This window comes from Candidatus Nanopelagicales bacterium (assembly GCA_037045355.1).
Taxonomy (GTDB): domain Bacteria; phylum Actinomycetota; class Actinomycetes; order S36-B12.
Genome location: JBAOHO010000002.1, coordinates 65,050 through 76,803, shown reverse-complemented (window position 1 = coordinate 76,803; position 11,754 = coordinate 65,050). Strand labels below are relative to the sequence as shown.

General features: G+C 67.7%; 8 protein-coding genes. 4 read left to right on the top strand and 4 right to left on the bottom strand.

Annotated elements, in window-relative coordinates; translation table 11 throughout:
• Together V9E98_00440 and V9E98_00435 are read right to left on the bottom strand one after the other, a co-directional pair.
• On the bottom strand, nt 1–1,724 hold a 1,724-nt coding region (locus tag V9E98_00440; GenBank protein ID MEI2715465.1), incomplete at its 3' end, for a hypothetical protein.
• Nucleotides 1,721–3,145, bottom strand: a complete 1,425-nt coding sequence (locus tag V9E98_00435) for a hypothetical protein (protein MEI2715464.1) — start codon at nt 3,143–3,145, stop codon at nt 1,721–1,723. The genes V9E98_00440 and V9E98_00435, both read right to left, overlap by 4 nt.
• 149 nt (nt 3,146–3,294) lie before the next feature.
• Between V9E98_00435 and V9E98_00430 the strand changes: the two genes are divergently transcribed.
• The 3 genes from V9E98_00430 to V9E98_00420 are packed head-to-tail and all read left to right on the top strand — an operon-like array spanning nt 3,295 to nt 8,185.
• Nucleotides 3,295–3,963: a hypothetical protein gene (locus V9E98_00430; GenBank protein ID MEI2715463.1), complete on the top strand. Its 669-nt coding sequence runs from the start codon at nt 3,295–3,297 to the stop codon at nt 3,961–3,963.
• Nucleotides 3,876–7,109: a hypothetical protein gene (locus V9E98_00425; GenBank protein ID MEI2715462.1), complete on the top strand. Its 3,234-nt coding sequence runs from the start codon at nt 3,876–3,878 to the stop codon at nt 7,107–7,109. Before V9E98_00430 ends, V9E98_00425 begins: the two co-directional genes overlap by 88 nt.
• Nucleotides 7,106–8,185, top strand: coding sequence for a metallophosphoesterase (locus tag V9E98_00420; GenBank protein ID MEI2715461.1), 1,080 nt, complete (start codon nt 7,106–7,108; stop codon nt 8,183–8,185). The genes V9E98_00425 and V9E98_00420 overlap by 4 nt, the downstream gene beginning before the upstream one ends.
• A gap of 57 nt (nt 8,186–8,242) precedes the next feature.
• On the opposite strand, the gene V9E98_00415 is transcribed toward V9E98_00420, so the two are convergent.
• Entirely contained in the window at nt 8,243–9,568 is a 1,326-nt protein-coding gene (locus V9E98_00415) for an APC family permease (protein ID MEI2715460.1), read from the bottom strand.
• Between the two features lie 16 nt (nt 9,569–9,584).
• Nucleotides 9,585–10,496 carry a response regulator gene (locus tag V9E98_00410; protein ID MEI2715459.1) on the bottom strand — a complete coding sequence of 304 codons (912 nt, stop codon included), beginning with the start codon at nt 10,494–10,496 and terminating at the stop codon, nt 9,585–9,587.
• Between the two features lie 242 nt (nt 10,497–10,738).
• Between V9E98_00410 and V9E98_00405 the strand changes: the two genes are divergently transcribed.
• Nucleotides 10,739–11,743 (top strand): glycosyltransferase family 2 protein, encoded by a 1,005-nt coding sequence (locus V9E98_00405; protein MEI2715458.1) that lies wholly within the window; start codon nt 10,739–10,741, stop codon nt 11,741–11,743.
• The last annotated feature ends 11 nt before the right edge of the window (nt 11,744–11,754 follow it).

The window sequence follows — 11,754 nt, the reverse complement described above, 5'->3', positions numbered from 1 at the left end:
AGGGCGTCGGCCACTGCCTGGTCGTAGTCGGATATGCGGGCCGTCACGACCCGTCCGATGCCCTTTTCGTCGACCCGGTACACGTCGATGCTCTCGGTCTCCAACACCAGCGTCAGGCCCGGTTGCCGACTCACCCAGTCGTAGGTGCCCGTCTCGCGTTCCTTCGACACCAGGACGTAGTCGACGCCCAACGGTGCGACCATCCGACCGAACGCGTTTTCCCCCGCATGGGCGATGACCCGGTCGAGGTACTCCATGCGCAGCGAGGTCGAGTCCGTGCGCAGTTGGGGAAGCTCGACGGCGTCGCTGCTGATGATCTCGCGGCGGAAGAAAGCCCGGGCCGGGGTCGCGACGGCCCTCCCGTCGGTGAACTCGAATGGTTGATAGGCGTGCCAGGGAAGGAACAGCGCGGACCCGCCCCTGGGGCCCATGGCCTCGTCGGCCGCGGCCCAGCCGGCCGGGTACTTGCTCACCGAGATGCTTCCGCCCAGGCCCCACAGCAACGCCGGCGCCATCACCAAGGGCAGTGCCCCCGCAAGCGCGACGGGCCAGCGCGGCGGCAAGTTGTCGCGCGGCCGACTGGTGCGCGACCGAGCGCGTGACGCGACCCACTCCACGGCCGCTCCGAAGCCGATGGCGTAGCCCAGCAGGGCCAGGGCGAGCCACTTCTGTTGCTCGCGCATCGCCTCGAACAACGGCAGGTGGGCGAACGCGAGCCGGTACAGCCAACCCAGCGGGCCGAGCACTCCTGCGCCGAGCAGCAACCCCACGATCGTCAGCACAACGAGCGGTCGACCACGGGTCGGTTCGCTGCCGACCAGGCGGGCCAGGCCGACGATGACGGCCGCGAGGATGACGATGAACAGGGCGAGCCCGAGAACGGGGCCGAGCAGATCCCTGACCTGTCCCGATCCACCACGCCAGAAGCCGTGCAGACTCAACACGGTGGTCATGAGACCGCCGGGGCCGGGCAAGGTTTGGTAGGCGGACAGGTCGGCTTCGGTCACCCGCAGGGTGCGCGTGCCGGTGAGCCACAGGACCAAGGCGTAGGAGTACACGAGGCCGGCGGTGACGAAGACCTGGATGGTCCTGACGACATCGCGCCACGTCGGTCGAGGGGTGACCAGCACGGCGATCAGGACGGCTCCGCCCAGCCAGGCGGTGTGCGGGCTCAGGGAGATCGCGAGAGCGAACCACAGAGCCGGCCGAACCGCGAACATCGCACCGCGTTCGCGGGCATCGCGAGCCGCCGTGAACAGCCACGGCAGCAGCGCCACTCCGAGCAGAAGAGCGACATGCCCCGCTCGCACCCGGTCCACGACCCAGGGGTTGCAGACCATCAAGAGGGCGGCGGGCAGGAACCGCCAGCGGGAGCCGCCGGATGCCGCTGCGATGCCGGCGGCGGCGATGGGGAAGAAGATCAAGATGACGAGCCACGAGGTGGCCTGAGGGCCGATGGTCAGACGCAGGGCTTGCGTCGCGAGTCGGAACGGGAGTGCGTCCAACGCCGAGCCGGACAACCCGAACACTCCCGGAGTCAGGGCCTGGTTGGGGCCGCTCACCCAGTCGAGGAGGAGCAGGTAGCCGCCGGAGGTCCAGGGCAGTACGACCAAGATGCCGACGACCAGTCCGAGTACCGCAGCCTCGACCATGCGGCGGCGGCGGAGGAAAGGGGCGAGGCTGTCGACCGCGGGCACCGCCACCGAGTCCGCGGGAGCGGTCATCGGGGCAGTGATGCTGCGGAGATGGCCGCCAGGACCAGCGGGGCCACCGAATCCTCGGTGTGCCCGGAGGTGTCCACGACGACCTCGGCGCTGCGCGCCGGCCGCTCCGCGAGCAGCGCCCGGAACTTCTGCTGTTGGGCGGCCTGCTCAGCCAGTTGGCGCTCGGGCTTGCGGGCGTGGATCACCTCGGCTGGGGCGTCGGGCAGCGCCAGGATGTCGGGACGGGGCACGATCCGTTCCACCAGCCATGACGCCCGCGACCCGGGCCACGGCGATTCCCGCAGGTCGTACACGTAGCGGTCGCAGATCACGATGTCCTTGCGCCAGCGCCGCGGGGCGACCGTGCGCAGATAGCGCCAGCCGTATTCACCGGCGTAGAACCAGGCAGCCAACCGGCGCAGCCCGGGACGGTCGGCGCCCGGATCGGTGGTGGCCGGTGGCGCCGTGGGAGAGGGATCAGCGGGGGCGGTGTTGTCGTCGACCTGCTCGGTGCCGGAGTCCCCGGCTTTCTCGATGCCCAGCAGTTTGCGGGCCAGTCCCACTCCCGGCAGGTTCCCGCGAGCCATCCCGAAGTACGACTCGGAGGTGTGGAAACCCGCCCGCTCCAACCGACCCCGCAGATCCTCGGCGACGGTCGACTTGCCCGCGCCGTCGGTACCCACCAAGGCGACGACTGCCCCGCGGGTCCGCAGCCCCAGAGGACCGGCGGACGGTCCGGCGGGCACGATGCTGCGCCACTGGCGCAGGGACGCGACGAGATTTGCCGGGCTGACGGTCAGGGTGAGCAGACGCCGTCGCAGCAGCCCCGGCAACGCCGGATCAGGTTCGGCGCCGTCGAGGGCCGCCACGATGGAGTCCGCGAGTTCACCCAACTGCTGTCGCCATTGTTCAGCTGCTTGCGTCCGCTCTTGGGCTGCGGCCTCGCCCCAGCCATCGCGGGCGGCAGCGACCCGCGCTGCCTCGGGGATCCGGCCGCGCAACAGGGGACGCACGAGAAGGTCCGCGGCGGCCGAGACTCCGACGAGTCGGGGACCGTCCGGACCTTGCCGCACCTGGACTTGCTCGCGGGGCACCAACAGAACGGGGCCGACGCGCAGATCCCCGAAGGTCACATCGACCACCGCGAGTCCAGCTGACGTCTCGACAGCGAGACTGCAGTGACGAAGTCGTCGGGGGTCCGTGGCCCGCGCGACGACAGCGGCGGGCAATGCCCCCGCCAACCGCGCCACCAGGGGGTCGAGGTCGGCGCCGCACCAGAGGTCGAGGTCGGCGGGACCGGTCTGCTGGGTCCACTTCTGCGGGACACCCGGCATCCCCTGCCACGCCCACGGTGCCCCACTGCCGGACAGGACTTGTTCCACGACGCGGAGCGCACGCTCTCGCTGCGCGACCGACCCGTCTCGAACCTCCGCCTGAGTCACATCGCCACTCTACGCGCGCGCCACTGCGCCGGTGGGTCGGAGCAGGAGAACGTGCCGGCCCAAGCAATCGAGGGGCGCCGAGTATTACGACTGCCTCCCAACCTGCCCTACTTGTGCATTCCGTCCCTGTGATCAGTCACGATCGAAGGGTGAAACTGGGCTGGACGTCGCGCTTGAGGCCGTCCTCCTGGTCGGTGATGACCCGCGCCTACGTCATCACCGGAGTCATCTCGTCGGTCATCGTCAGCACGTGGTTCCGCTCCGGCACCTTCATCGCCACCGGTGACATGGGGCCGTTCATCCGGCGCGGCTGGAGCGCCGAGGTCCTGTACTCCTGGAACCATCAGGTGTCCGGAGCCGGTTCCGCTGCCCACACCATCGGTCGGATCTTCGAGTTCTTCCTCATTGACTTCGTGGGGCTGTTCGGTGCCGACGAGACAGTCGCGCAGTGGCTCTTCTACACGATCTTCTACGGCATGGTCGCCGTCGGAACCGCCTATGCGGCGGCAGCGATCGTCCGTAGTCCCACAGCGGTGGTGGTCGCCGGATCCTTCGCCGTGATGAACGGCTTCTTCCTCACCCGGATCCCGAACCCGCTCAACATCATCTCGGTGGGAACGGTCGCGATCTTCACCGGCATGGCCCTGCGGGTGGCGCAGGGCAGACGAATCCCGCCAGCGGTGGGGGGATCGCGTTCCTCCCCACCTCGTTCCTCGCGTTCAACCCCCCGATGTTCGTGGTGGCCGTGCTGTGGGCCGTCATCGGCACTCCCGCGCTCGTGTTCGTCGTCGTCGGCCGCAAGGGTCTGTGGAAGCTGATCAAGTGGTTCGCCTTCGCGGCCCCCTGGGTGATCCTGCTGAACCTCTGGTGGATGCTGCCGTTCATCCAGGCCTACACCGGCGGCGGCGGCGCGGCGGCGAACTCCGCCTTCACCGACCCCACGAACTGGACCTGGGCCCAGATCAACAACCAGATCCCCAACATCTTGACGTTGGTCGCCAACTGGGCATGGTTCCGCCCCCAGTACCTGCCGTTCGCCGCCAGCCTGGACGAACCGACCTGGATCTGGATGAGGTACATGATCCCGGTGATGGTCTTCCTCGCTCCCGTCCTGGCGGTGCGCGCTCGCCGTCGCGCCGCCCTGTGGCTCATCGGGATCAGCGGGTTCGTGGTGTTCCTGGCCAAGGGACTGATGCCGCCGCTGGAACAGATCAACCTGTGGATGTATCTGCACGTTCCGATGTTCTGGCTGTTCCGCGAGCCGATGAGCAAGCTCGGGCAACTCCTGGTCGTGTTCTTCGCCATCTTGATCGCCATCGGGGTCGAGGGGGTCGCCCATCGGTTCGCGGTATCCCGAGCGGTGGCGAGGGCTGCGGCGGAGGAAGCAGCCAAAGCCGCCGAACTGTCCGACGACGGCGACGGGGCCGCTCCCGATGGCGGCGCCGTGCCACCGCGGCGACGTCGCCTGCGTTGGCCGGAATGGGCCCCCCGCCCGGCAACGGTTCTCGCGGTGGCCACCGGGGCCGGGGTGCTGGCGATCCTGGCCTATCCCCGCCCGATCTACACCGGCGGCGTGATTCCCGATATCCGCCCGATGCAGCCGTCCGCACATGTGCGGGTACCCGAGTTCTGGCGTGACATGGCGGAGACGATCGACTCGGACCCGCGGCCGGGCAAGGTCTTGATCCTGCCGCTCGACGACTACTACCAGATGCCCACCACGTGGGGGTTCTTCGGAGTCGACAGCATCGCGAACCTGCTCATCAAGCATCCGGTGGTGACCCCGAAACCCGACGGCTACTTCGGTGATGCCGCCGGCTTCAAGGCGGATGTCGACGCGATCCAGGCCGGTCTGCTCACGGGGGACTTCGAGCCCATCCCCGCGTTGCTGGACGGCACCGGCATCTCGCAGATCGTCGTACGGCACGACCTGGTGCGCGGGCTACCGGGCGGCAAGTTCGCCGACGACCGCATCCTGGCCAAGGCCATGAAACGGGTGCCCGGTGTCACCCAGACGGTGTCTGGGCCGCTGGACCTGTGGAAGGTGGGGGACGGCTCGTCCGAACTCGTCCGCGCCTATGACCGCACACTGCTGGCAGCGGGTCGCACGGATGCCGGTGCGGCGGTGGTGGGCAGCGTCGGAACCGGCACCGGGATCACGACCGAACCGGCACCGCCGCCTCCGACCATCCTGGCCACGGTCGACAACGAGGTCGCCGTCACCGACGACACCGTGTTCTGGCCCGTGCCGGCGGTGGATGCGGGGACAGCGCGCACGAGTATCCGGGTGCCGAAGGGCACGTATCGCGTGGCGCAGCGCGCGCGGGCGGCGGCTGTCGTCGTTCCCAGTTACGACAAACGCGAGGGCAGGATCACCTTCCGGGATCCGACTCGGGTCACGTTGGACGGACGCACCATCTCGCAGCGACCACCGTGGTCGATCCGCGTGCCGCGCCGCGACATCATCGCGGTGCAGACCAATAACCGCATCGTGTCCCTCGACGGCTGGGGGCGGGAGCGGTATCCGCGACCGAAGGGCGAGCCCGTCTATCCCCCGACGGTGACCGTGGGCTCGGCGACTCCGTTCGTCGCGTACGCGCCCTCGCGCGAACCAGCCGACCCGACCCCGTTTTCCGATGTCTACGACTGCAACAACTACGAACCGCGTCCCACCGAGGAACTCGAACTGCGCAAGCAGATGCTGCCCGGCAACGTCGTACGGCTCAGCGCCATCGACCACGCCGCCTGCACTCGTGTCGTGATCCAGGACGCGCGCCCGGGTCGCGCCTACCGGGTGCGCCTGGAGTACCGCCAGGTCAAGGGCAAACGCCCACAGATCTGCCTGTGGCAGGTGGGCACGGACGGCTGCGAACTGGCACCTCGTCCGCGGCTCGGCAACCAGTGGAACACCTACGAGAAGTTCGTGATCGTGGACCAGGTGGCATCGGAGGTGCAACTGGTGTTGCACGCCGACGTCGGCGAGCGTCTGCTGGGGCGTACGGTGACCGACTACCGCAACGTCACCATCGAGGCCATCGACCCCGTCGCCGAACGGACACTGTGGCCCGCCGAAGTGCCCTACGAGCGCGTGCGGGTACCCGCGGGCAAACACGAACTTGCTGTCGTCGGCGGCATGTCGGGCTCCGCGATCGCTGAGTTCGAACCGCTGCAGGACTGTTTCCGCTACGACGATCAGACCCAGAAGGAGGCGGGGCTCGCGGCCGTCGTCGAAGGCGATCCGGACAACCCCACGTTCACTTTGAAGGCCCGCGAACACATGGCGTGCCTGGGTGCCACCGTGCCGGACATGGGGGCGTCGTCGTTGTACGAGTTCAGTCTCGAGGGCAAGAGCATCTCCGTGCGTGACCCCAAGTTCTGCCTGTATCTGCGCGGCCCCGATGCGTGCGAGAAGCTCCCGACCGCGGGTCCCTGGGAGGGCTGGACCCACTTCCAGGCACTCGTCGGGCCCAACGAAGCCGCGGTCGAGACCCGTGTCTATCTGTACGGGCTGCGGGATCTGACCGGCCAGCAGCAGTCGGAAGTCGCGTATCGGGACGTGAAGCTGCGCCCCGTGGCGTCGCCGAACAACGTCGTCCTCGTGCGGGAACCACGCGGCGGTGACACCGCGCTGTCCGCCCCACGTTCGACTGCGGTGTTCTCGGCCGCCAAGGACCCGATCCGGACGTCGTTCGTCAAGCCGGCCGGTCCCTCCGTCATCGGGTTCATCGAGGGCTACGCCCCCGGTTGGCAGTTGGCCGGGGCGGAGCACATCATGCTCGAAGGATGGATGAACGGCTGGGTCGTGGCGGAAGGTGACGTCAAAGGAGTGCTCACGTATCGGCCCGCGGTCACTGCGGGAATGGGCCTGGTGATCCTTCCGATGGCGATCTACGGGGCCATCCTGTCGATCTGGCTGTCCCGCAGACGGACCCGACGACTGCGAGCGAAGGGGAGGTTGCCGTGAAGCCGCTCGACGACGATGAACCTGGCGCTGCGGCAGAGGAATCTCAGGCCGGGCTCGACCTCGTGACGGAGTCGTCGCAGGACGATGATGCGCAGGACAAGACGGCACGAACCATCACCTGGAAACGCTGGCTGGGCATGGGGATCACCCTCGTCCTCATCGTCATCGCGATCCTCCTGTTGCTGCGGGCGTGCGCCAAGGAGGTCCCCGAATCGGTCACGGTCGTCGCGGCCGGTGACATGGCCTGCGACGCCAAGGACCCGGCGATGAAGAAGAAGAACCGGGACATGAACCAGTGCCGGTTCAAGGAAGTCTCCGACATCGCGGTGTCGCTGCAGCCCGACGCCCTGCTCGGGCTCGGCGACTACCAGTACGAGGTTCCCAAGGCCGAGGCGTATCAGGACATCTACGGACCGACGTGGGGTCGGCTTCGTTCCATCACGCTGCCGGCGATCGGCAATCAGGAACTGAAGGTCTTCGAGGCGAACACGTTCCGGCAGTACTTCGGCGAGCGGGCCGGCCCCCCCGAGGGCTACTGGTCGACCGAACTCGGCCGCTGGCACGTGGTCGTGCTCAATTCGAACTGCACAGTCGTTATCGGAGGCTGCGGTGAGGGGTCGCCGCAACAGATCTGGCTCACCGAGGACCTCGCCGCCAACGACTCGAAGTGCACGCTGGCGATCATGCATCATCCGCGCTGGTCGACAGGGATCGCCGGACCCGACGGGCGCACCGATGCGCTGTACCGGACTCTCGATCAAGGCGGCGTGGACATCTTGCTGTCCGGACACGAAGCCGACTACGAACGGTTCGGCCAACTCGACGCCGACGGCAACCCCAGCATGGAAGGGGTCCGGCAGTTCGTCGTCGGAACCGGGGGTCAGGCGGTCTACCGCCCCGAACAGGGGGCCGCCCCGTGGCGCAACAAGGGGGTCCTGATCGAAAGTGAATACGCCGACTTCGAACACCATGGGGTGCTCGAGTTGCAGTTGGACCCCGACCGCTACAGCTGGGCGTTCCACTCCTTGGACACCAAGAAGCCGATCACCGACTCCGGGTCCTCCCCCTGCCGGTGACCGGCCCGACCGTGGCCGGCGCGCAGTGGCCGGTCGGGCGGTCTTCAGGCTCAGGGCTCAGTGGTGATCCAGCAGTCCAGCGAGGCTGCGGTTGCGGAATCGGCGGTACCCGACATCGGTGAGCCAACTCAGCAGCAGCGCGACGGCCAGGGCAATCGCTGACGTCGGCGCGACCCGGACCATCTCGGCGAACAGGATCACGAACAGCGTCATGCACAAGACGATGGACACGATGATCGGCCACCGCCGAGCACCGGTCTCGCTGCGGATCCGTAGGTGCCCCACGCCTACCGCGCTGTAGACGAGCAGAAAACCGGCGCTGCCCATCGAAGCGACGGCACTCAAGGGGAACAACAGGACGAAGACGAGCACGAGGCCCGCGGTGATGAAGAGCCCTTCGACATCACGTCCCCACAGTTCGCGCGAGAACGGTGTCGGGAGGTCGCCGTTCTTGCTGATCTGGTAGGAGATGTTGGCGGCTCCGAACAAGGTGGCGTTCACGGCGGAGGCCGTCGACAGCAGGGCGGCCACCGCGACGAGCGTGAATCCGACATTGCCGAGGGCCGGTTCGGCGGCCACCGCCAACGCGGCGTCACCGAGATTGCGTAGTTCGTCGAAGGGGACGTTGGACACCACGCCCGCCGCCACGCACAGGTAGATCACGATCACGATCGCGATCGCGATGTAGATCGCGCGCGGGAGTTCCCACGAGGGGCGACGCATGTTCCCGCTCGCGTTCGTGATCAGTCCGAATCCCTCGTACCCGACGAAGATCAGACCGGCGCCGGTGAGCAGCGCCATCGTGTCCGACCAGTTGCTCGGAGCCAGCTGCTGTTCTCCTGCGGGAGTGAGCGCGAGCGCCGCCGCGACGATGAACACCACCAAGATGGCGACCTTGATGATCACGATCACGGATTCAGCCCGCCCCATGACCCTGCTGCCGATGAAGTTCACCGCGGTGAAGACGACAACGACTCCGACCGCCCACACTTGACCCGGTAGTGCGATGAAAGTCTGCGCGTAGGCGGCGAAACCGTGCGCGTACAGAGCGATGGCGATCACGTAGGCGAGGTACTGGAAGATGTTCAGGGTCCCGGCGACCGGACCGTCGCCGAACCCGCGCACCAGGAATGTCACGGCGCCGCCGACGCTCGGGAAACGCTTGCCCAGCATCACGTAGCTGTAGGCCGCGAAGAGCGCCACCACTCCTCCGACGGCGAAGGACACAGGCATGGCGGCCCCCGCGACACTGGCCACCACACCCAGGATGGAGAAGATCCCGGCACCGATCATCCCGCCGACACCGATGCTGATGGCGGCGACCAGCCCGATCTCCTTACGCGGTGAGCGCGATTCGCCGGTCGACCCCGATGACCCGCTCACCGGCGGTCCGGTCCCGTCATGCGGTGACAGCACCGACGTGGATGCGACCGACGCCGGACTCCTGCGCGGCGCGCAACTGCACCTCGGCCGCGCGCATCAGTGCGGCCGCAGTGACGGTGCCGTCGGACCCCGCACCCCCCACGCTGACCGTCAGAGTGCCTTCGGGTGACTTGCTGTGGCGCACCTCCAGTGACCGCACGGTCGCGCTGAGCCGGGTGGCGCACGCCTGGGCTTCTTCCGCGGATGTCTGGGGGAGGAGCGCGGAGAAGCGTCCGACCGACTCGCGGCCGATCTTGTCGCCGGGTCGGCGCACCTCGGACTCGACCGCGGCGGCGATGGACGCGAGCGCGTCATCGGCCGCGATGGGTCCGTAGGCGGCCGAGTACTCGTCGAGGAGATCGAACTCGATGAGCAGCAGGGACGTGGGCCAGCCATACATGGCGGCCCGCGCGCATTCGGTCTCGAGCATCTCGCCGAACGCCCAGGCGCTCAGTGCGCCAGTCAGCGGGTCGCGGAAGGCCTGATCCACCAACATGTCCGCTTGCTTCTTCAGCAGCAGGTGGGTCTTGGCCCGCGCCAGCAGAACTCGCGGCGTCACCGGCTTGGCGATGTAGTCGGCTGCCCCAGCCTCGAGGCAGTGCGATTCGATCTCGGGCAGAACCTCCGCCGTGATGAAGATGACCGGGACATGCCGCACCAAGGGGTCCAACTTCAACTCGTTGATGACGTCGAAGCCGTCCCAGCCGGGCATCTGCACGTCGAGCAGGATCAGATCCGGAATGATCTGGCGCGCCAGAGCCAACCCCTCCTCGCCGGAGTTCGTCGTGACCACCTTGCCGGTTGAGCCGAGCAGTTTGCTGAACAGCAGGGTCATCGTGACGTCGTCGTCGATGACGAGGATGGTGGGGGGAGCGTCGGTAGGGGTCATGAATCCAGCGTAGAGAGCCCGATCCCGCCTGGCGCGCTGCAGGACGTGATCGTGCGGAGGAGCGAGGCGAGCCGTATCGGGCTCCAGTCACGCTGGGGCAGGGTGCTCGATCAGGAAGGGCCTCTGAACAAGAAGCGCGAGGCCGGGACGTCTCCGCGGCACGAGCACCACGCTGCAGCAGGTTCTTCCCCCTGTCGTGCGGAGTAGCATCGATGAAGGGCTTCGTGAGAGGTCGAATACACATGCAACAGCCTGCCTGGTTCGCGAAATATGCGTCCGTGCTTACGTCTTGGCTGCGTGGCATCACGCAGCGACTGCACCGCATCGCCGTCGACCCGGCGGTTGCCGTGGGCCGGGTCCTGCTCAAGGAGCGCACCGATCCCACGCGGGAGGCGTGGGGTGAATCCGGGCGCCTGTGGATGCCCGCCAACCGGGAGATCGAGATCAGCGTCGTCATGCCCGCGTACAACGCGGGATCGGGGTTGCGGCCGGCTGTGGACCGACTGATGGACGTGATGGAGTCCGAGGGCATCGGCTACGAGTTGATCGTCGTCGATGACGGGTCGACCGACGACTCCATCGAGACGCTGTCGGACCTGTCCCGCCAGGTGCGGATCGTGGAGTTGCCGGCGAACCGTGGCAAGGGTGGGGCCCTGCACGCCGGGTTCTCGCGGGCCCGGGGGTCATGGGTCGGCTTCGTGGATTCCGACGGTGACATCGACCCCGCACACCTGGTCGAGTACCTGAAGGTCGGCCGCGCCACCGGCGCGGACATGGTCTACGCCGACAAAAAGCACCGCGAGTCGGTGTCAGCCTCATCCCCGTTCCGCAAGATGGTCTCGCTGACATTCTCACGACTCGTCACGACGCTGTTCTCCCTCGGTGTGCACGACACCCAGACCGGGTGCAAGCTCATCAAACGCGAGGTGCTGGCGGACATCCTGCCCCGGCTGCGCGAGACGCGGTTCGCGTTCGACCTCGAGCTCTTCGTCGCGGCGACATCAGCCGGCTACACCTCGGCCGTCGCGGCTCCGGTGGAACTTCAGGCCCGCATGTCGGGATCGACCGTGAGCCGATCCGCGATCATCCGCACCTTGAAGGACGCGCTCGTGGTGCTCGCCCGCAGGCATTCGACGCACACCTACCAGGAAGCGGTCCGGCCGGGCGTGCGGGTCTACGTCAAGGGCGCTCCGACTGGGGGAGCGCAGGTTCCCCCTTCGCGACCGCAGTCTGGTGGGGCGGCGTGACCGTTCTTCGG

Coding starts and splice junctions, on each gene's coding strand:
- V9E98_00410 (MEI2715459.1), bottom strand. CDS start 10,496: ATGACCCCTACCGACGCTCCCCCCACCATCCTCGTCATCGACGACGAC.
- V9E98_00405 (MEI2715458.1), top strand. CDS start 10,739: ATGCAACAGCCTGCCTGGTTCGCGAAATATGCGTCCGTGCTTACGTCT.
- V9E98_00425 (MEI2715462.1), top strand. CDS start 3,876: ATGTTCGTGGTGGCCGTGCTGTGGGCCGTCATCGGCACTCCCGCGCTC.